The organism is Variovorax sp. Root411, assembly GCF_001425205.1.
GTDB lineage: Bacteria > Pseudomonadota > Gammaproteobacteria > Burkholderiales > Burkholderiaceae_C > Variovorax.
The window spans coordinates 23,640-42,748 of record NZ_LMDW01000016.1; the positions used below are offsets into that span (position 1 = coordinate 23,640).

At 63.4% G+C, this 19,109-nt stretch carries 18 protein-coding genes and 1 tRNA gene; 6 read left to right on the forward strand and 13 right to left on the reverse strand.

Annotated features, from left to right (window positions below; translation table 11 throughout):
- Nucleotide 1: 1 nt before the first annotated feature.
- Genes ASC92_RS16775 through ASC92_RS16805 form a run of 7 tightly spaced genes read right to left on the reverse strand, consistent with a single transcriptional unit; the run spans nt 2 to nt 5,853 of the window.
- Nucleotides 2-1,054: a type IV secretion system protein gene (locus tag ASC92_RS16775; RefSeq protein WP_056517943.1), complete on the reverse strand. Its 1,053-nt coding sequence runs from the start codon at nt 1,052-1,054 to the stop codon at nt 2-4.
- Between the two features lie 10 nt (nt 1,055-1,064).
- The gene (locus ASC92_RS16780; protein WP_056517947.1) at nt 1,065-1,313 is read right to left on the reverse strand and encodes a hypothetical protein; all 249 of its coding nucleotides are present in this window, start codon (nt 1,311-1,313) and stop codon (nt 1,065-1,067) included.
- 18 nt (nt 1,314-1,331) lie between these two features.
- Nucleotides 1,332-2,063: a type IV secretion system protein gene (locus ASC92_RS16785; RefSeq protein WP_056517949.1), complete on the reverse strand. Its 732-nt coding sequence runs from the start codon at nt 2,061-2,063 to the stop codon at nt 1,332-1,334.
- Nucleotides 2,056-4,563, reverse strand: a complete 2,508-nt coding sequence (locus tag ASC92_RS16790; RefSeq protein ID WP_056517951.1) for a VirB4 family type IV secretion/conjugal transfer ATPase — start codon at nt 4,561-4,563, stop codon at nt 2,056-2,058. Before ASC92_RS16790 ends, ASC92_RS16785 begins: the two co-directional genes overlap by 8 nt.
- 12 nt (nt 4,564-4,575) lie before the next feature.
- Complete coding sequence (locus tag ASC92_RS16795) at nt 4,576-4,944, reverse strand: type IV secretion system protein VirB3 (protein ID WP_056517953.1); 369 nt, start codon at nt 4,942-4,944, stop codon at nt 4,576-4,578.
- A gap of 13 nt (nt 4,945-4,957) precedes the next feature.
- Nucleotides 4,958-5,290 carry a TrbC/VirB2 family protein gene (locus ASC92_RS16800; protein ID WP_056517955.1) on the reverse strand — a complete coding sequence of 111 codons (333 nt, stop codon included), beginning with the start codon at nt 5,288-5,290 and terminating at the stop codon, nt 4,958-4,960.
- Nucleotides 5,287-5,853: a hypothetical protein gene (locus ASC92_RS16805; protein WP_235505858.1), complete on the reverse strand. Its 567-nt coding sequence runs from the start codon at nt 5,851-5,853 to the stop codon at nt 5,287-5,289. The genes ASC92_RS16800 and ASC92_RS16805 overlap by 4 nt, the downstream gene beginning before the upstream one ends.
- A gap of 237 nt (nt 5,854-6,090) precedes the next feature.
- Between ASC92_RS16805 and ASC92_RS16810 the strand changes: the two genes are divergently transcribed.
- The gene (locus ASC92_RS16810; protein ID WP_056517957.1) at nt 6,091-6,879 is read left to right on the forward strand and encodes a ParA family protein; all 789 of its coding nucleotides are present in this window, start codon (nt 6,091-6,093) and stop codon (nt 6,877-6,879) included.
- Nucleotides 6,876-7,775 carry a ParB/RepB/Spo0J family partition protein gene (locus ASC92_RS16815; protein ID WP_056517958.1) on the forward strand — a complete coding sequence of 300 codons (900 nt, stop codon included), beginning with the start codon at nt 6,876-6,878 and terminating at the stop codon, nt 7,773-7,775. Before ASC92_RS16810 ends, ASC92_RS16815 begins: the two co-directional genes overlap by 4 nt.
- A gap of 108 nt (nt 7,776-7,883) precedes the next feature.
- On the opposite strand, the gene ASC92_RS16820 is transcribed toward ASC92_RS16815, so the two are convergent.
- Nucleotides 7,884-8,864 carry a helix-turn-helix domain-containing protein gene (locus ASC92_RS16820; RefSeq protein WP_235505859.1) on the reverse strand — a complete coding sequence of 327 codons (981 nt, stop codon included), beginning with the start codon at nt 8,862-8,864 and terminating at the stop codon, nt 7,884-7,886.
- A gap of 321 nt (nt 8,865-9,185) precedes the next feature.
- On the opposite strand from ASC92_RS16820, the gene ASC92_RS28645 reads away from it, so the two are divergent.
- Nucleotides 9,186-9,896, forward strand: a complete 711-nt coding sequence (locus ASC92_RS28645; protein ID WP_056517960.1) for an autoinducer binding domain-containing protein — start codon at nt 9,186-9,188, stop codon at nt 9,894-9,896.
- A 42-nt stretch (nt 9,897-9,938) separates the two neighbouring features.
- Here the strand turns inward: ASC92_RS28645 and ASC92_RS28650 are convergent, their stop codons facing one another.
- The 3 genes from ASC92_RS28650 to pabB all read right to left on the reverse strand — a co-directional run bounded on the left by ASC92_RS28650 (nt 9,939) and on the right by pabB (nt 13,721).
- Nucleotides 9,939-10,535 (reverse strand): acyl-homoserine-lactone synthase, encoded by a 597-nt coding sequence (locus ASC92_RS28650; protein ID WP_056517962.1) that lies wholly within the window; start codon nt 10,533-10,535, stop codon nt 9,939-9,941.
- Between the two features lie 146 nt (nt 10,536-10,681).
- Complete coding sequence (locus ASC92_RS16835) at nt 10,682-11,545, reverse strand: DMT family transporter (protein ID WP_414820413.1); 864 nt, start codon at nt 11,543-11,545, stop codon at nt 10,682-10,684.
- On the reverse strand, nt 11,538-13,721 hold the full coding sequence (pabB, locus tag ASC92_RS16840; protein ID WP_082519617.1) for an aminodeoxychorismate synthase component I: 2,184 nt from the start codon (nt 13,719-13,721) through the stop codon (nt 11,538-11,540). Before pabB ends, ASC92_RS16835 begins: the two co-directional genes overlap by 8 nt.
- Before the next feature lie 880 nt (nt 13,722-14,601).
- On the opposite strand from pabB, the gene ASC92_RS28100 reads away from it, so the two are divergent.
- Nucleotides 14,602-14,856, forward strand: coding sequence for a helix-turn-helix transcriptional regulator (locus ASC92_RS28100; RefSeq protein ID WP_082519618.1), 255 nt, complete (start codon nt 14,602-14,604; stop codon nt 14,854-14,856).
- 140 nt (nt 14,857-14,996) lie between these two features.
- Here the strand turns inward: ASC92_RS28100 and ASC92_RS16845 are convergent, their stop codons facing one another.
- On the reverse strand, nt 14,997-16,238 hold the full coding sequence (locus ASC92_RS16845; protein WP_056517970.1) for a tyrosine-type recombinase/integrase: 1,242 nt from the start codon (nt 16,236-16,238) through the stop codon (nt 14,997-14,999).
- Between the two features lie 178 nt (nt 16,239-16,416).
- Nucleotides 16,417-16,493, reverse strand: a tRNA-Arg gene (locus tag ASC92_RS16850).
- A gap of 270 nt (nt 16,494-16,763) precedes the next feature.
- Here ASC92_RS16850 and ASC92_RS16855 point away from each other — a divergent pair.
- Nucleotides 16,764-18,098: a glycosyltransferase gene (locus ASC92_RS16855; RefSeq protein ID WP_056517972.1), complete on the forward strand. Its 1,335-nt coding sequence runs from the start codon at nt 16,764-16,766 to the stop codon at nt 18,096-18,098.
- Nucleotides 18,099-18,106: 8 nt separating this feature from the next.
- A complete protein-coding gene (locus ASC92_RS16860) occupies nt 18,107-19,051 on the forward strand; it encodes a hypothetical protein (RefSeq protein ID WP_235505860.1) in 945 nt (314 codons plus the stop codon).
- Nucleotides 19,052-19,109: the final 58 nt, after the last annotated feature.

Sequence of the window (19,109 nt, forward strand, 5' to 3'; positions counted from 1 at the left end):
GCTAGCGATTGCGCGAGAGGCCCGGTATGACCTGCTCTCTCGGAAGCACAGTGCCGCCGCGACGCGCGGCCCCGACACTTGCCATCGAGGCCACGCCAGCACCAACGCGATTGCCTGCCAAGCGGCGGAACGAATCCCAGCGGCTGTGCGGTTCCCGCCGTAGGCCGTCCAGCACGCCGCGACCGAACTCGTAACTCGTACGCTTGGCCCCGCCAAGCCCCCAGCGAAGCGCGCCGCTGACGACCCCATGGGTGCTCAGCGCGACCCCGCTCGCCAACCCGGCAGCGATAGACATAACTTGACGCATTATCAGAAAGACCAACGCCGAGGCAATGCACACTCTGGCGCCCTCTGCAATCGTGATCGCGCCGCCAAGAGATGCCGTGTTCTGCGTATAAGAGCGGAGAACACTTAACAAAAGTGCTGCCGCGAACGTCGCAAGAATGCTAACAAGCGCGTAGTTGGCAAGTTGAGCTACCCAGGCCTCGAAGAAGCGCTTGGTAGCGTCAAAGAACAGAAGCACGATAAAAATCGGGCCCAATGCGAGGATCAAGGCAAGAGCGATCTTAGAAAGAGCTAACAGAAATGCGGTCGCGACAACGGTTAAACCAACGAGAAGGTAGACGAGGAAGCCTGCGAGATAGTAAGCAAAGTTTGCATTTAGCACGCTTCCTTTGCTAAGCAATTGCTCTGCTGTTAGGTTACCGTCAATCCATATCTGGTCTACGACAGACACAGTTGAAGCGGCCCCGAGGATTGCAGCAGCAAGCTGGTCGGGACTTCGGGTGAAGGTATCGACAGCGACATCGTTGTAGGCCCAAAGGCGCAGGCCAACGCCGAGCACGATGGCGATGACAAGGATGCGTTTGACGCCTTCCCAGAGCGGTTCTTGGATCCGTCCAGTAAATGAGAGATATCCCCAACTCATCACGTAGATGGTCGCGAGCGTTATTGCTGCGGGCTCGATTGCGGATGCAACCCGAGTGGCATTCGCACTCACGTAGGTGGCCAATTGCCCGTTGAGCCAAGTGAAAAACTGCTCAAAAAATCCCATACGACCTCCACTACCGTCTACCGCCTAGATCCGGCTGGAGGGGAACGGGCTTCAGATCCTTGATGCTGCCAATGCCATGCAAGGTCTTGCGCTCTACATCCTCTTCCCGAGGTGCTGACGGCGTTGCAACCGGAGGAACCGCCTCGTTCGAAGGCGTTGATTGTTCGATCGTGGCATGGTTGATGTAGTGGTACATCCCGATGCCAGCGACGGCGGCGATGGCGCAGAGCGCCACATAGGTCTTTGTGCTCTTTAACATCTCGCCCCTTCTGCAGATCTAATAGCTCACCCGCGACATGGCCCGCACGCTGCCGACGTCTGTGGCCGCACGCTCTCGCAGGCGCTGCTGCTGGGCCGCTTCCTCGGCTCTTGCAATCTGGTAGAGACTCTGCAGCTTCGTCTGCTCATTGGTGAGCATGTTCTGCTCAGCCTGGATCCTTGCCTGCAAGTCCTGGATCGCCTTGGGATCCTGTGCAGAAGCGATGCGACTGATGAGCAGTTGCAGCGCCGAGAAACGCTGGCTGGTGTTCTGGTACGCGTTCTGGGTCATGCCGTTGAGCAGCGCTGCCGATTGCCGCCCTTGCTCGACGATTTGACGCAACTCCGGACTGAGCGTCTCCATCTGCGTTCCTGAGAGGATGCTGTTGGCCTTCATGATCGATTGCACTTGGCTGGCCAGCCCCGCATAGCCGGCCGACGTGCCGTTGAGCGTGTTCATCAGCTCGCCATAGCTGGGAGGCAAGTAGTTGCGCGCGAGCTCCGAGGTGGGTAGTAACTGCTCCATGCCGCGACTTCCCGTCATCGCGTTGTGGGTCTGGGTCAGCTGGTCCTTGGATTCCTTCAGTTGGTCGTATTGCTTCTGCATCCCGGAGATCTGCTGCTGCCAGTACATGACCTGCTGAATCAGGTTGGCGACGGCCGTGACGTCGATCACCGGGATACCGGCTTTGGCGTGCAGCGGTGCCAGCGAAGCCGCCGCAAGGAGGAAGGCAACAAGGAATCTATGCACGGGAGTTCTCCTGGTGTGAGAGCGAACGGGAGGGGCGTTCGGCCAGCGCCTTGCGGAAGCGCGCGAGCCATTGGTCGGGGTCCGGTCCGAAGGTCGCGATGCACTCGCGCATGAGGCGGACATTGCTCGTGCGCCCGGAAATGACGTGCAGCGCGTCATCGAAGCCTTGCAGATCGAGCTGCGCGACCACGCTGACATGGTTCTGCTTGATGAGAAATTGCCGAGAGCCAGGCTCGAGTTCCTGCTTGATGAGCACGAACTCCCTGTCAGTCAGGTTGAAGCCCTGGGTGTACTCGTCGTAGTCCGCCTCCGGATTGGGGAACACGATCTTCGTGGGCGTCTGCTCGACGATCGCACGCGCAATGCTGGAATCGAGCACATGGCTGATGCTCTGGGTGAAGGTGGCGATGTTCGCGTTCTTCTTGCGCCAGGTCTCCAGGCCGTTCTTGGCAAACTTCGCGAAGGCCGGGTCGCTCAGGAGCTTGGCGAATTCGTCCATCCAGCACACCAGCGGGCGCCCATCCACCATCCGGTTGACCAGATGAAAGAGGTACATGGTCAGCGGCGCGCGCACGACTTCGTTGTCGAGGAAGTCGGTCACGTCGAAGCCGACCAGGGCGTGCCGGGCCAGCAGCGGGGCCACGTCGTCGCGATCGTTGTCGAAGACCCAGGCATAGTCGCCGCGCTCCGAGGCACACCATCTGCGAAGGCGCGCGTGCATCCCCTCGGGGTCCGTGATGTCGAGGAAGGCGACCAGACGGGACAGGCGCCTGAAGGGTGGATCGAGCCTCAGGGTGCCGTGCAGCGCCTGGTCGAGGTCGTCCTCCTGACGGACGCTCAAGGTATCGGTCGGCGTGCGCATGACGAGGCGCCTGAGCCAGTGCCGCATGAACTCGACGTTGTCGGTGACCGCATCGTCGAGCTGCAGCGGATTGCAGCCGGTCGGCACGCCGTTCTTGAGCGAGAGGTACTGGCCGCCCAGCGCTCGCACGAGGATGTGCAGGCCTTCGTCCTTGTCGAAGATGACCTGCGTGGCATCGAGTCGATTGCAGATCGCCACCATGCAGAAACCCAGCAGCGTGGTCTTGCCGGTACCGACCGGCCCGACTCCGGTGATGTGCCCCACGTCCCGGCGGCTGCCGCCGTCTGGGCTGCGCGGGTCGCTTGCATGCAGCGAGAAGTAGTAGGGCGAGCCGGCACGCGTCATGAACATGGCCAGCGCGTCGCCCCAGTAGTTGCCTGTGGCGCGGCCGGTCGGGAAATTGTGGAAGGGCGACATCGCGGCGAAGTTGCGGCTGGTCACGGGTGCCTTGCGGCTGCGGTAGCCGAAGTTTCCCGGGAGTTGCGCCCAGAACGCAGCCTCCAGCGCGAGGTCCTCGCGCGCCACCACCATTCCCGTGTCGCCCAGCAGGTAGCGGGCACGAGCCACGTTGTCGTTGAGCTGCTTGAGGCGGGGCCGGCCTTCGGCCTCGCCGACGCCGTCGTAAGTGTCGGCCAGCACGTGCAAGCTGAAGTGGTGGTCGCCCATCACGAAGCGGTTGCTCATCAGGTCGTCCAGCGCGTCCTTGAGCTCCTCGGCCTGCGAGACCGCCAGGTCGCCGGCGGCCGCCATCCGGTGATGCTGGCGGCTCATCATGTCGGTCGCCGTGCTCTTGGCCAAGAAGGTGAAGCTTTGCGTGAGCACGAAGGGGAAGGGGGCGGTCAGCAGCGCGCTGAACATGCCCGGGGCCGTGGGCGTGGGGTACTCCTTGATGCCGAGGAAGGCGCCGATCCGCGTCTGGGTGCCCGTGCGGTATTCCATGGCTTCGTTGCCGAAGAATGGCCGGGTGGTGGCCAGAACCTCGTTGAGGGGTGAGCGCGGCAGCGGCATGCGCTGCCATTCCCCGTTGACCAGCAGGCCGTGGAATTCCATCAGGGAAGAGAACAGCACATCCTCTTCGTGCAGCCGATAGATGCCCAATGTTTCGGGGTCGTAGCGCTCCAGAGCCGCGAGCAGCTCCTGGCGCAGCTTGCTGCAGGCATCGAGGGCATCGCGCAGTTCCGCCTGGGCACCCTCCGGGTCCGCGCGCCTGAACAGCCGCAATGCGGCATTGCCGATGCGGGTCGGCTGCGGCCGGAAGACGATCGACAGGTACAGCTCGTTGACCATCAGCCGCTCACCGGCCATCTTGCGGCGGTACCGCTGCTCGATTTCGTCGGCGAAGCCGGGAACCGTCCGCCCGCCCGGATAGCCTGTCTCGCGACGCCGGATCACGTGGGTCCACAGGGCCAGGTTGGGCGAGGCGATGTTGCGCAGCAGGACATTGAGGCGCTCGTGCCAGCTGTTGATGTCATCGTCGTCCGCGCTTTCGAAGCTCGTGCCGCCCAGGCGCAGCGTCTGCACATAGTCGCCCGCGCGCGTCCGGGCCACATGCTCGTCCACATGCGAAGACAGTGGGATCATGGTTGCGGCGCCGGCTTCGCGGCGCAGCGTGTGCTCGGAGCGTGACAGCAGCTTCATGGCGATGCCCTGTCAGACCACCGCCACGGGCCAAGTCCGCATGCGGCGGCGCCCGTGCCAATCAGGCATGTCCAGCGCCAGGGGGCTGTACGAATTCGCACGCCAGAACCGCAGGTTGCCGCCGAGCATGGCGGGCAGGCGCGTGCGGCCCCACAGCTGCAGCAGGTCGAAGAAGCGCGGCTCGTACAGGCAGACCAGGTAGAGCACCCCGTGGATCGGCACGAAGGCCAGCAGCCACGCGAGGCTCTTGGTCACGATGAACGACTCGGTCGTGACCACGATGTTGAACATCATGGCTGAGTAGGTGACGCCCCAGACCATCGACGGCCGTGTCATGCCGACGAACAGAGGATCCGCGGCGATGCCTTGGTTGCGACTCACGGTTCGCTCTCCCTTACACCCCGAACAGGCCCCGAATCCAGGAGACGATCTGTGGGCCACCGAAGACCAGCACGGTGCCGATCACGACGGCGACCATCCACCACCAGCTCAGGCGGCCAAACCAGGCCATGGCGCCGGAGACCATCACGGCGACCGCCGCCAGCGGCGTCAGGATGGCGACGAGTTGCTGCTGGGTCGCGTTGGCGCCGGTGGCAAACGGGCTGCCGGCCCAGGCGGCTCCCGCGGGGGCGACGGCGAGCAGGGCGATGAGCAGGCATCCGATCCATCTGGTTCGGACGCCAAATCGCGCTGCGGGCCGGATGTGGTGGATCGAGCATGCGGTCATGGCGAGACTCCAGTGGCCGAGGAAGATCCCGCGGGCACTTGCCCGGACGGGGGCGCGAGAGAAACTGAAGCCGACGGGTCAATGCGCCGGCTGCCGCCGTAGACGTCCCACCAGGGCGTCGGTGCCGCTCGCTTGCCGGCGGCGGCAGGGCCCTTGGTGGCCTGAGCGGCCAAGGCCTCGACCGCCGCGGTCCGGGTGGAGGTACGCGAGGCGGACGCGATCTCTCGCTGGATGGCTGCGATGTCGCCGAACGTGCGAACGCGCTGCGCCTCGGCTTCGGTCGCCGCCTGCATATCGGACGCAGCGAGCCGCTCAGCCTTACGGCGCGCGAGATCTTCCAATTGCGCTTGCGACTTCCGGAGCTCTTCGCGAAGGATCGCGATGCGGTCGTGGTCGCGCGCTGCCTGCTGCTGTGGACTGACGACTTGGGATGTGTCGAGCTCGGCCTGTGCCCACAGGGCGCAGGCGTGCGTCATCAAGCCAGCGACAACAAGCACGGGAGGCCAGGCCGCGTGTCGGCCTTTGTCGGTCGCGTTCCTGCGTTGAACATCGAGTGCTTGCATGTGGCGCAATGTCCGCCTCCGCGCATGCTTGTGTCGACTATTGTTTTTGACAGTGGCATCGCAAAGCGTGGGGCGGCGATATTCGTGAGCGACGCGGCATGGCGATCCATCATGGCCAACGCGGCAGGGTCGGCCTGCGCCGGAATGGCCCTGTCGCAGGTTTCGGCGGCAGCCGCGCAGCGTGCCATGTGGTGTAGAGGACCCGCATGGTTCGCGTCGAGGCCTGAGGAGCAAGTCATGGGCAACGTGGTCATCTTCGGCAACCAGAAAGGTGGCGTCGGCAAGTCGACCCTGGCGGTGCTGTACGCATGCTGGCTGGCCGAGATGCGACGCCAGTCGGTGTGCCTGATCGATCTTGACGCGCAGGCCAACAGCTCGAAATCGCTGCGCAGCTCCTCGGCGATCGCCGAGGCGGTGGAACTCTTCGGAGGGGACATGGGCCCGATCATCCCGGCCCGCGCGCAGACCGTTGCCCTGGTGCCGGGCAGCAAAAAGCTGGCCGACGTCGAACTCGCGAAGGCGGAGGTCGTGATTCCCACATTTCGCAGGAACGTGATTCGCCTGGCGCAGGAATTCGACGCAGTCGTGATCGACACGCCGCCGGTGCTGGGCTTGCGCATGAGCGCGGCGCTGATTGCTGGCCATGCCGTGGCCTGCCCGATCGAGCTGGAGGAGTACAGCATCGACGGCGTCGCCGACATGCTCAGAACCATCTTTGGCGTCAGACAGCGCTACAACCCGCAACTGCGGCTGGCGGCCATCGTTTTGAACCGGTTCAACCCGCATTCGTTGCGGCAGAAGGCTGCGATGCAGGATCTGGCCTTGAACTTCCGGGAGTTCGTAGTACCGGCACGGATCTCGACCCGCTCTGCCATTCCCGAGGCGCTGGCTGCGGGCGTGCCGGTGTGGCGACTGCCCAAGAGCGCGGCCCGCGAGGCTAGTCTCGAGGTGATGCGGGTGTTCGAGTTGCTGCAGCAACGCATCGACGCCTCGAGCATGCCGGTGCGTGCGGACGAGCAGCCATGAATGCGCCTGACGGGCTGGACCTGAGTGTGCTGTCGCAGTTCAGGGCGGCCGATCTGCTCACGGGCGAAGCGGCCTGTGCGGGCATGGGCACACCGATGCAGGTGGCGCTCGACCGCATCGACTTCGACCCTCGCCAGCCACGCCGTCGCATCCCGAGCGAACGCATCGAGGAACTTGCCGCATCGATCCGAGAGCATGGCGTGCTGGAGCCGGTATCGTTGCGTTGCCATCCCGAACATGCGGACCGGTACATCGTCAACCGCGGCGAACGCAGGGTGCGCGCCGCGCGCCGGGCAGGGCTCGCCACAGTCCCGGCATTCGTGGACGAGCGGGTAGACCCGTTCGCCCAGGTCGCGGAGAACCTGCACCGCGAGGACATGTCGCCATTCGATCTGGCCTCCTTCATCGCCGAACGGGAAGGGGAAGGCCATTCGCGCGCCGAGATCGCGCGCCGGTTGGGCAAACCGCGTTCCTTCATCACCGAGGCCGCTCGGCTCAGCGACGCACCGCCGCAATTGCGGCAGGCGGTGGAGGACGGGCGGGTCGGGGGGGACGTGCGATTGCTCTACGAGTTGGTGGCCATCGCCAGCGATCGTCCGCACGAACTTGAGGAACTGCTGGCGCGGGGCGAGCCGATCGGACGTGCGCAGGCAAGACATCGCCCGCCGTCGTCCCAGTCCCTCGGGGGCTCGACGCCAGCGGGCCCCGGGAGCGAGCGCGCCAGGGTCAACAGTGCCGGCCGCACGGTGCTTGTGGTGGAGCACGGCGGACGGCGCGGATCGCTGCGCATCAAGGCGAAGGATGGCGACGTCGGCGAGGTCCGCTTCGGCGACGGCACGCGTGCCTTGCTGCCGCTGACAGACTTGCGGCTGGTGTGCTGGGCCACAGAAGACTAGCGATGCGGCGGTCGGTCGACGAGCCATTGGCGCCCGACGCGCGGGCGCGCCGCGGCGGGCCGTCCGGCAATGGGTAGGCGCATTTGCGCGTGGTAGGACATGGGCCTGCTAGGCCGCGCCCGCACCTTTCATCGTGGCGTGCCGCCGTCGGTATTCGCGCGGCGTCATCTGCAGGTCGCGAACGAACGCCCTGCGCATCACCTCCTGGGACCCGTAACCGCATTGCCCTGCGATGGTCTTGAGGGGAAGTGGGCTTGTCTCAAGAAGGCGGCGGGCGGTGTCGAGGCGCATCTGCTGTACGCCCCGTCCAGGCGACAGACCGGTCGCGCGTTCGTAGAAGCGTGCGAAAGAGCGTGCGGACATGTGGACCTCCTGCGCCAATCGGGCGACGCTGAGGTTCTCCTGCAGATGCGCCGCGATCCACTGATGCAGCGTGCCGATCCGCGCGTCGATCGCAGGCGGCTCGGTTGACACCCGGCGACGGCGCGGCATGCCGTAGCGACGGCTGCGTGGCCCGGCAAGGCGCGCGGCGAGCATGTCCGCGAACGCGGCACCTCGGTCCTCTGCGATCCACGACAGCGCCAGGTCTTCTCCCTGGTCCGGTTCGATGACGCGCCAGCCATGCGCTTTGGTGCAGGCCGCGGGCGGGTCTGCACGCTGCCCACGGTGCGGTGCCGGCGGCGCGGCGCGGCCTCGTCGCCGCACGGCGTGGATGTCTGGCGCACGCGGCAGCAAAGCTCGAGCGCCCAGGACGGCGCAGCGGCTCAGACGCCTCCGGTTCCGGGATAGCCATTCGCGCAGGCGCCGCACGCCTGCCGGCCCCGCCGAGCCCGGATCGGGTTCTCCACTGATGAAGAGCGTGCTCGCCCGACCCACGAGCCAGCGCGGCAATGCACGCGTCGAGAGTGCCACGCCACTTGAACTCAGGGCCTGGCCGTCCGTTGCCGAGGCCAATCGAACGTCGTAGCCGACGAGCTTGCCGCGTGTCCTGCGCAAGGCGGCATTGGCGGCCTCGAATACCGCGAGCACGCGGATGATGTCGAGAAGAAGGAATCCGGGAAGCAGCAGGAACCAGACCTTGTGCATCATGAGGAGCCACCGTAAGGAGGATCAATCAGGAATCTCACGACGCTGCGCCGCAACGCGCCAGTGCGCGAAGCGGGGGGCTCGCGAGATTGGCAGAAATGGTGGTGAATTTTGCCTCCGGGCTCGGCCAGGCGCTTCTAGACTGTCGCACCCTTGCCTCCATCACATGCTGAGTGGCCGCCGGGTGCTAGCAGCCGGCCGACCCCGCGCGGGTCGGTTCAAAGGCTGGAGCCGCTGGCCTTCTCGCCTGGCGGGCTCCACACCGGGAGCCTCGACTGTGCTCGAGAAAAAGGTGGGGGTGCCGACGACGCAGGAAGCGCACCTATGAACGAGTGGACCCAGGATGTTCTCGGTCGGTTGAGCCAGGCAAGCGAGCCTTCTGAGGTGCTCGCGCAGATCAGTGTGGCAACCAGGCACCTCGGCTTCGAGCACTGCGCCTACGGGCTGCGCACGCTCGTGCCCTTCACCCGGCGGAAGACCTTGATGTTCAGCACGTACGACGAACGGTGGAGTCACCGTTACATCAACGCCGGATACCTGCAGCTCGATCCCACGGTCGCTCACGGCGTGCACAGCGGCACGCCCGTGGTCTGGAGCAACGAAGTCTTTCGGGACGCACCGCAGATGTGGGATGAGGCGCGCTCGTTTGGCCTGCGCGTCGGATGGGCGCAATCGGTCTTCGAGCCCGACGCGCGGATCGGCATGCTGACGCTTGCCAGGTCGGGCGAACCGCTGACGGCAGCGGAGATGCTCGCCAAGGATCCGTGCCTGCAGTGGCTGGTGCATACCGCCCACCGCGCGTTCTGCGGCCTCCTGGGAGGTAGCCCGCTGGAGGGGCTCGAATCCCTCACGAAACGGCAGGTGGAGGTGCTGCGCTGGACTGGCGATGGCAAGACGAGCGACGAGATTGCATCCATCCTTTGCATCTCGAAACCCACGGTCGAATTTCATCTGCAAAACGCAATGGCCAGATTGGGCGTGCCCACCAAGAGCTCGGCCGCAGCATTCGCTTCTCGGCTCGGGCTCCTGAACTGAGTGGAGGGTCGCAGGGGGCGCGCCAGCCCGGCTGCGGGGGACTCAACCGACCGCGTCGGCGTGCCGGTCTTGGCGCGGACACCAGCCCGTGTCCACGTCGATGAAACAGGCAAAGAGATGCTGGCCCTCGATCAGCACCGGCGGCGCCGCGCGGTGCACGGACAGGCCCGCGCGACGCAGGATGCGCTCTATGCCCAGTGGCGAGGCGCTGATGAGCCGCCGTCCTCCATGCTTGGCGACGGTCCGCATCGCGACGCGCAGCATGCCCAGCGCGAGCGACCAGCCATGTAGACTCTCGCCCGCGCCGAGCCGCATCCAATCGGCAGCGGCAAATCGCGACAGTTCCCAGACGTCAGGCGAGCACGGCGCGGGCGTGTCGCCGAGCAGTTGAGGAAAGACACTGGCGAGCAGATAGGGCCTGTGCGTGGGCAAGAGGCGGCTCGTGCCGACAATCTCCCCGTCCGTATTGCGCGCGATCAGATAGATGGTGTCCTTCCGGTCAAATTCGTCCAGCTCCAGCCGACCGCGCGTATCGAGCTTCCAGCCCAGCTTCTCGACGAAAACCTCGTGCCGGTAGCGCGCCATGTCGAAAAGCACGTCCGCCGCAAAGGAGTCGATCGTTCCCGTAATGATCTCCATGAGGTCACCTCGTTGAATGAGGCCCGCATTACAGCGTGATGACAGGCGCCGGGAAACTGTCAGAGTTGATAGGGCGGTGAACGTCGCGACGAACGCTCTATCCAGCGCCTGCGAACCATGGCGGTCGGAAAGTTCGGTCTTTTTACCTACGGCCGCCGGGCGGTCCAGACGGTGAAGGCACCGGCCGCGACGATCAGCAGCACGCCGACGGCGGCCTGGGGCCGAGGCAGGTCGCCCCAGACCGCGTATCCCAACAGCAAGGCCCAGACGATCAGGCTGTAGCGAAAAGGTGTGACGACCGAGAGATCGACGCCGCGGCAGGCGACGATGAGCGCATAGTTGCCCAGCGCCGCGCAACCCGCAGCCGCCGCGAGCATGCCGAGCTCGTAGCGCGTGAGCGCCGTCCAGCGTTCCACGAGACCCAGCAGCAGGCCCGCCAGGCACACGGCGAGCGTGGTCGCGACCGCGATGGTCGACGAAGGGATCGTGGCGGGAATGCGCCGTGTCACCAGGTCGCGCGCAGCCAGCGAGGCGGCACATAACAGCGCGCAGGCAAGACCGGCTGCGGGGACATCCGGCCGCGCGGCCGGCTGGATGACCAGCAGGACGCCGCCAAATCCCGCGGTAGCAGCCAACAGACGCCCGCCACGCCAGGGCTCCCACCGCAGCGCCATCGCCGTGGCGGCGATCATCAGTGGCGCGGTCATCATGAGCGTGCTCACAGTGGCAAGCGGCGCCAGCGACAGGGCGACCACGGAGGCGAGGGCCGTCGTGACCTCGAGTCCGCAGCGCGCCCCCACGAGCGGACGCAGTGCCGTTCGCCAGCTACCGCGCGTGCCCCGCGCGATGGCCAGGATGAAGAGGGTCGCGAACGCACCGCGCACGGCAAGAATTTGCCCGGCCGGCAAGCTTTGCGCGGCCAGCTTCACGAAGACATCGTTGAGGACGTAGCAGCCCATGGCCAGCAGCATGAGCAGAATCCCCCGGCGATTGGCCTGTGCGCTAGCCATTGGTGGACGGTGGCAGCGTCGGAGTCGCGTGCGGAGCCACAGGGTCGAATGGCGGCTCCGGGGACACCGAAGCGCCTGCGATACTTGCATCCGCGGCCGTGCCTGGCCGCGTGCCGAGCGGCGCGCCGCAGCGCCTGAGAACATCCCACAGCGCCTGTGCCTTCAGAACGATCTCGTCGACTTCGGCATCGGGATCGGACATCGCGACGATGGCACCGCCGGCACCGATGGAGATCCGGCCGTTGGCCGATACCAGCGTGCGGATCACGATGTTGAGCTGGGCCGCCCCGTCGAGCGACAGATAGCCGATGCTGCCCGAGTAGATCCCGCGAGCTGCCTCCTCGAATTCGTCCAGGATTTTCATCGTGCGCACCTTAGGCGCACCTGTCATGGAGCCGCCGGGGAACGCGGCGCGCACACAGTCAATAGTCCCCAGGTCCGCTCGCAGCCTCCCGCGGATGGTACTGACCAGTTGGTGCACGGTGGCGTAGGTCTCGAGCGCGAACAGGCTCGGCACGTGAACGCTGTCGATCTCGCACACGCGGTTGAGGTCGTTGCGCAGCAGGTCGACAATCATCAGGTTCTCCGCGCGGGTCTTCTCGTCCGCGACCATGGCGTCTGCGATCGCTTCGTCTTCGGCCGGTGTCGCGCCGCGCGCTGCGGTCCCCTTGATGGGCTTCGATTCCACCTCCCGGTCGCCGGAGATGCGAAGGAAGAGTTCAGGCGAGGCGCACAGCACAGCATAGCCGCCGATGCGCAGGTAGGCCGCATAGGGCGCCGGATTGTGCTTGCGCAGGACCCGATAAACCTCCAGCGGTCGGATGCGTCCTTCGCCGACCAGTTGGTTCGTGAGGCAGACCTCGTAGGTCTCGCCCTGCAGGATCTCGTGCTGGCAGCGCAGGATGAGTTCGCGGTAGGTCGCCAGGTCCACCCGCCAAGCCAATGAATGCAGCTCCCGGGCCGCATCTGCGCCGTCCTCCGGCGCCGCCACCTGTGCGGCTTCGAGCCGCTCGCGCATGGCCTGCATCCAGCGGCGATTTTCATTGCATGGCTCATCCTCATCGAGGCAAACGATCCACACTTGCTGCTCGAGATGGTCGAAGGCAAGAAAGCGGTCGGCGAGGATCCACATCGCGTCCGGAGTGTCCGCGTCGTGAGCGCGTGCACCGTCGAGTTCGCGTTTGAGTTCATAGCCGAAGTAGCCCACGAAGCCACAGGCGAAGTCGAAGGGAAGTTTCGGGCCCGCTGGCGACTGGCCCGGAAGGTGGTCGCGCAGGTAGTCGAAGATGCTCTCGTCCCGCACCTGGACGACGTCGCCCCGGCGCACCATCAGCTCGCGCGGTGCGGTGCGGTAGATCAGTACCTGGGTGCGCGGACCGTTCGCATCGCCCATGAACGAGAAGCGCGCCCGCCCGGCTTCGGCGAGGCTGCTGTCCAGCCAGAAAGCGCAATCGCTGTGCGCGAACGTGCTCATGAACACGGCCTCGGCATCGGACGCGGTGTCGATGCACTCCGCGTGCAGCGACAGCGCCTGCGGGCCTTCAAGGTGCAAGGCGGGGCCGAAGCGATCCCGTGCCTCGCGCCGCGGCGCCTGCGCCAGCCATTCCAGCGTCAGGTCCCTGAAATTGCGCAGCAGCCGCGCGCCGAATTCGGTGCAGATCGACTCCGGATGGAACTGCACCCCCCACCAGGACAGCGAGATGTGGCGCAATCCCATCAACGTGCCGTCGGACGTCCATGCGAGCGGCTCCAGTGAGCAGGGCAGCTGCGTGACCGCGAGGGAGTGGTAGCGCACCGCCTCGAAGCGGTCTGGAATGCCGGCGAAGAGATCGCGCTGCGCGTGCGACACCCGATCGAGACGTCCGTGCATCGGCCGCACCGCCAAGTCGACCCGAGCGCCGCAATGATGGGCGATGGCCTGGTGCCCGAGGCAGACGCCGAGCACGGGTTTGCGGGAACGCTGCAGCGCGTCCGCCGAGATGCCGAGGTCGGCGCGTCGCTGCGGACGCCCGGGCCCCGGCGAGATCACGATGTTGTCGAAGTGCATGCGCTCGACCTCATCCCAGTGCATCTCGTTGTTGCGCAGCACGATCGGCGGTTCACCATTGCAGGCCGCCAGGTACTGGTAGAGGTTGTAGGTGAACGAGTCGTAGTTGTCGATCAGCAGCGTGCGCATGGGATGCTCCTTGGCGGTAGGCAGAGCGGTGCATCGTTGAAGATCCGGACCGGCGTCGCAACTGCGCAATGTGCTAGTTGCTCGGCGTGGACAGCTTGCTGAAGCGGCGCTGCAGATCCCTGGTAGATCAGGGTTCACCCGTCCTTTGCCCTGGACCGATCGTGGTGGGCAGGGCCGTCGCCCACGCGGTCTCGCTGCGCGATGCTTCTCGTCTCATGGCCGGCGCACGAACCCGATACTGCTGTCTGCTCCGGCTGCCGTCAGCCGAGGCCAAGATTGGTTCGATCGACAAGGCGGCAGCCGATATGCGGGTGCTTCGACAATGCGCGGGTGACGGCTGCGGTCCGGGTGAGCAGAAAAGTTGCGGATCGATCTGTTGAAGGTGTGTCGCAGGCGGAATGAGCCGCCTTCGCGAGTCCACTCCGGCTTCCTCGAACAGACGTCGCGTGGACTCGTACTGGATTGCTTCTGTCGCTGCTTGTCGGTGCGTCTGGAGGAAAGCAGAGACGGTCCTTCCACGCCCGCTAAGGGGCGCTCAGTCCAAGCTGGGTTGCGGGCCAGCACAGGTCAGATGCAGCGATGAGAATTTTTGGAAGCGAGACGCCGCGCGCCATCGGGCCATCCCGTCAGTTTTCAGAGGCCTCTCAAAAATCATAGTTGTCTTAGGTTTCATCTCGTCGCACGCTAGAAGCAGATCCATGCGGAAGACGATTTTGGAAAGAAGACTGCCGCTGGATTGAACAGCGATTGTCGAACCCTGCGCAGTGCTCGTTTCACTCTGGCCTGGGCACCAGTTCTGCTTCTATTCGGCTCTTCAAGCGAGGCACTTCATCTCAAACAACGCACGGCTTGAAAGCACGGCACCCATAAAGGATCTGTCATGCAACTCGAACACCACGTTAACGCTCGCGAGCTTGTTCCGCAGACTTTCGGCGCACCCGCGTTCTTTCGCATGGCTGACGTGATTCGCATCACGGCATTGAGTCGCGCCACTGTGTATCGAAGAATCGCCGAAGGCAAGTTCCCCCCACCGGTACATTTAGGGTGCGCCTGTCGGTGGCCGCGCGCAGCGCTTCAGCGGTGGATTGACGATCCGGAAAGTTATTCGAGTACACCCGAATCGCCGATGGCTTGAGCCAGATGCGTGCGCCGATCCGGTCGATCCAATAGTAGCCACACGACGTTGATGCGGACCGCCACGGATGGCCCTCGTCTCGGATGGCCGGAGATACGCAGGCTTCGCTGCTGTGGGTGAGCGGCGAGCTTCTTGCCGCTCTAGGCTGCCTTGAGCGCCAGGAGCTGCGCGCCAGCCGCAAGGTGGTCCAAATAGTCCGCCCAGCGCTGCATCATGTCTTTGCGCTTGTCCATGAATTCCGCCCTGTCGTACGCGGCCCCGAGGGGCCCGCTTTTGCCATGCGCAAGTTGCGCCTCGATCACATCTGGCTGGATGCCATGGAGTTGTTCTGCCATGACGGTGCGGGCCATAGCGCGAAAACCGTGCGCGGTCATTTCGTCATTCGTGTACCCGAGCCTGCGCAATGCGGCATTGACGGTGTTCTCGCTCATGGGGCGCTCACCGGTCCGGATGCTGGGAAAGACATACCTGCCATGTCCGGTCAATGGTTGTACCTCGTTGAAAGCATCTAACGCCTGCGTCGCCAACGGGACGAGATGAGGCCGGCCGTTGATCTTTTCGTGGAGCCTGCGCTTCATGTCCTGGGCTGGGATGGTGAGCATCGCCTTTTCCAGATCGATCCAGGCCCATTCCATCGCCCGGATGTTGCCAGGCCGCTGGAAGAGGAGGGCGGACAGCAGGAGGGCGGCGCGGGTGATGGGTTGGCCGCCATAGCCCTGGATCGCGCGCATCAACTCGCCGACTTTCTCCGGCTCCAATACGGCGGCCATGCTCTTGGTGATCACTGGCCGGAGGGCGCCGTGCAGGTCGGGCGCAGGATTGCTTTCGCATCGACCGGTCTGGACGCCGTAACGAAACACCTGGCCGGCACACTGACGCAAGGTGTGAGCCGTCTCTATGACACCTCGACCTTCGATGCGCTTGAGCGCGTGCAGAAGATCCTTGGCACGGATCGACGCGATGGGTTGTCCGCCGAGATAAGGAAAAAGGTCTTTCTCCATGATGCGCAGCCAACGCTCGGAATAGGAATCGCTCCAGCTGCTGGCCTTGGTGGCGTGGAATTCCCGTGCGAGCGCCTCAAAGGTGTTGGCTGCCTCGGTCGCACGACACTGTTTTTCCGCGCGCTTGGCGGCACTGGGATCCACGCCTTCGGCCAGCAGTTCGCGCGCCTTGTCGCGTCGCTGCCGGGCCTTGGCGAGCGACACGGCGGGGTAGACGCCGAGCGCCAGGGTCTTGGCCTTGCTATGGAAACGATAGTCCATGCGCCAGTACTTGCCCGCTGCCTTAACCCGAAGGTACATGCCGCCGCCATCGGGGTAGCGCTCGCCGATTGCAGTGCCTTTGTGCTTTACGTGCCTCACGAATGTGTCGGTCAGTGGCATGGTGATCCCCGTGCTGTCGGTACCTGGCTTTCGGCCACGTGCGAGTACCTGAAGAAGTACCGACAAATTACGAAGATTCGATGCTACGGCCCGACATCGCGAGAGGCAAAGAAAAACCCGCCGCCCCTGTGAGAAGTGCGAGTTTTGAGGCAGCGTGAAGCTGCATGAAATGCGGGATTGGCCTGCCCGGAGGGGATCGAACCCCCGACAACCTGCTTAGAAGGCAGGTGCTCTATCCAACTGAGCTACGGGCAGATTCCAGGCTGGAGGGATGCCCGGAAAATCAACGACTTAGATGCTTTACCTACAGTCGGCAGCGGCGGATTCTACCGAGTTCCGCGCCTTGACTCGCAGGGCGGGACGGTAGTTCGACGCCACGCGGGAGCCGAATCGGGTTTGATTCGGGAGAGGTCGAATTTCGTAGTCTGGTCGAATCCGCGTGGCGCCAAAGCCGCGCGAGTGGGTTGAACAGACTGTTCAGCTCGTTTCTTGAGCGTTACATTCCATGGAACTATCAAGGGCGATATGAACGAAGATGGTCAAAAAGCACTGCCACTGCTTTACCTGTCGGTTTCAGGGAAATTCCTTATCGCGTTAATTGGTGCCATCGCGTGGATGGGATTTTCAATATGGGCTGCGGAGGCATGGCTGGCCGATTTGAAGCATTACGTTGGTACCGTGCTGGCCATTTTCCTGGTATATGGAATCGCCATTATTCCGGGCTTCATGAATGCCTTCATGGCCATAAGCCTGCTTCTCGACAAGAGGCCGACGCATTCACCGCTGTCCGTCTATCCCCCGATTTCCATTCTGGTTGCCGCTTACAATGAGGAAGCCTCCATTGAGGAGACGCTTGCCAGCATCGGGCGCCAGAATTATCCTGGCGAACTGCAGGTTCTCGTGATCAATGACGGATCCACGGACAACACTTCTCTTATTGTTCAGCGAGCCAAGGATCAGTACCCCTGGCTCACCTTCGTCGATCTGAAAAAAAACGGAGGCAAAGCCCGGGCCCTGAATATCGGATTCAAAGAAGTCTTGCACGACCTGGTCGTTACCGTGGATGCCGACTCTTTTCTGTACCGAGGAGCCCTCGCCAGTATTGTCGAGCGTTACCGAGCCGATCCACCCAATACCCGGGCCGTTGCAGGAAAAATCCTGGTCCGGAACTCGAGGCAAAATTGGATTACCCGCTGCCAGGAGTGGGACTATTTCCACGGTATTGCAGCAATCAAGCGAGTGCAATCGCTGTTTCAAGGCACCTTGGTTGCGCAGGGCGCATTTTCCATCTATGACCGGGCCGCGCTGATCGAGGTTGGAGGGTGGCCTGAGTGCGTGGGAGAGGACATCGTGCTCACGTGGGCCCTGCTGAAAGCCGGGTATCGGGTGGGCCACTGCGAGGATGCGTGCCTGTTTACCAATGTGCCCAGCACCATCAGGCAACTGGTCAAGCAGCGCCAGCGATGGGCGCGCGGTATGACGGAGGCCTTTGTCAAGCACCCGGGAATCCTCTTCAAACCCAGGTTGTCGACATTTTTCATTTATTGGAACCTGTTGTTTCCGTGGCTGGATCTGGCATACACCATCGGATTCATTCCAGGAATAATATTTGCGCTTTTCGGCTATTACTGGATTGTAGGAGTAATGACGCTCGCGCTGATACCGGCAGCATTCGCGTTGAGTTTTTTGATGTTTTCAATCGAACGCAGAATGTTCAAGAAAACGGGCTTGGTCGTGCGAAAGAATATCCAAGGCTTTTTCGTCTATGTGCTCCTGTACAGCCTGCTGCTGCAGCCCGCCAGCATTCTCGGGTATCTGGACGAACTGTTCAGAAAACCCAAGGCCTGGGGGACAAAATGATTGGAGCATTGAGATATTTCATTGCCGTTCTATCCGGGGCCATGGTGCTGGCCGGTCCCTGTAAAGCCGAAGAAGAAAAAAGCAAGGAAAAAACAAGCGACATGGCTTTTGGCACGGAATTTTTCCTGACCAGCGACAGCGATAATTTTCAATCGAGAAGGGTATCGGCCGAATTTTTTCCTGCTTTCGAGAATGCCGATCATTACTTGGGTTTTCGTCTCTCCGACTACCAATACAAGCAAGATAGCTGGCAAAGGGCCGGAAAGAAGATTTCATTTCTAGCCCGTTCGATCGAATCCCGGACTGGCGATGGAGGGGCCCTGGAGGCCGGCCTGTTTCAGCAGGGAGGGCACACGCTGCTGACACTGGACGGCAGTTACCGCCTGTCACCCACGAAGAGTACCGCCGTGGAGTTTCTCGTAACGCGCGACTGGGTGGAAACTCAGAAGTCCCTGGACCGCGGGATCGATTTTTCGTTTGTCGGGGTGGCGGTGGATCAAGGGCTGGGAAGCCATTTGACTCTGGTCGGGCTGCTGGGACAGCAATATTTTTCGGACGGCAACCGAAGGGACCATGCCCGCCTGCGGCTGATCTATCAGCCGTCACTCGACCTGGGGCTGACCTTGCAGGCGCGCTATCGAACGTATCGAAGCACCCATGAGGACGTGGACAGAGCCTATTTCAATCCGAAGAACTACAGCGAGTCGATGCTGGCGATCGGTTGGCGGCACCGCTTCCAGGGATGGATGGCCTCCCTGACGGCGGGATTAGGCAATGAGACGATCAATCACGATTTGAATCAACCAACGAGATTGTTCGACCTGAGCCTTCAAAGTCCGGTCAGGGGCTCGCAGGTATTTCGTTTTGGCGCGGGCTACAGCCGCAGCACTACCTTTTCGGGGCCCAACTACCACTATCGATACCTGCGCGGCGAATGGGTGATCCTTTTTTGAGTGCAAGGCCCGCACCTGAAGCGAACACTGCCGACGGCATACAGGGACACCATCACCC

Excerpts from the sequence above, each read along its gene's own strand:
- ASC92_RS16775 (WP_056517943.1), bottom strand. The coding sequence starts at position 1,054 with ATGGGATTTTTTGAGCAGTTTTTCACTTGGCTCAACGGGCAATTGGCC.
- ASC92_RS16780 (WP_056517947.1), bottom strand. The coding sequence starts at position 1,313 with ATGTTAAAGAGCACAAAGACCTATGTGGCGCTCTGCGCCATCGCCGCC.
- ASC92_RS16790 (WP_056517951.1), bottom strand. The coding sequence starts at position 4,563 with ATGAAGCTGCTGTCACGCTCCGAGCACACGCTGCGCCGCGAAGCCGGC.
- ASC92_RS16800 (WP_056517955.1), bottom strand. The coding sequence starts at position 5,290 with ATGACCGCATGCTCGATCCACCACATCCGGCCCGCAGCGCGATTTGGC.
- ASC92_RS16805 (WP_235505858.1), bottom strand. The coding sequence starts at position 5,853 with ATGCAAGCACTCGATGTTCAACGCAGGAACGCGACCGACAAAGGCCGA.
- ASC92_RS16810 (WP_056517957.1), top strand. The coding sequence starts at position 6,091 with ATGGGCAACGTGGTCATCTTCGGCAACCAGAAAGGTGGCGTCGGCAAG.
- ASC92_RS16815 (WP_056517958.1), top strand. The coding sequence starts at position 6,876 with ATGAATGCGCCTGACGGGCTGGACCTGAGTGTGCTGTCGCAGTTCAGG.
- ASC92_RS16820 (WP_235505859.1), bottom strand. The coding sequence starts at position 8,864 with ATGATGCACAAGGTCTGGTTCCTGCTGCTTCCCGGATTCCTTCTTCTC.
- ASC92_RS28645 (WP_056517960.1), top strand. The coding sequence starts at position 9,186 with ATGAACGAGTGGACCCAGGATGTTCTCGGTCGGTTGAGCCAGGCAAGC.
- ASC92_RS28650 (WP_056517962.1), bottom strand. The coding sequence starts at position 10,535 with ATGGAGATCATTACGGGAACGATCGACTCCTTTGCGGCGGACGTGCTT.
- ASC92_RS16835 (WP_414820413.1), bottom strand. The coding sequence starts at position 11,545 with ATGGCTAGCGCACAGGCCAATCGCCGGGGGATTCTGCTCATGCTGCTG.
- pabB (WP_082519617.1), bottom strand. The coding sequence starts at position 13,721 with ATGCGCACGCTGCTGATCGACAACTACGACTCGTTCACCTACAACCTC.
- ASC92_RS28100 (WP_082519618.1), top strand. The coding sequence starts at position 14,602 with ATGCAACTCGAACACCACGTTAACGCTCGCGAGCTTGTTCCGCAGACT.
- ASC92_RS16845 (WP_056517970.1), bottom strand. The coding sequence starts at position 16,238 with ATGCCACTGACCGACACATTCGTGAGGCACGTAAAGCACAAAGGCACT.
- ASC92_RS16855 (WP_056517972.1), top strand. The coding sequence starts at position 16,764 with ATGAACGAAGATGGTCAAAAAGCACTGCCACTGCTTTACCTGTCGGTT.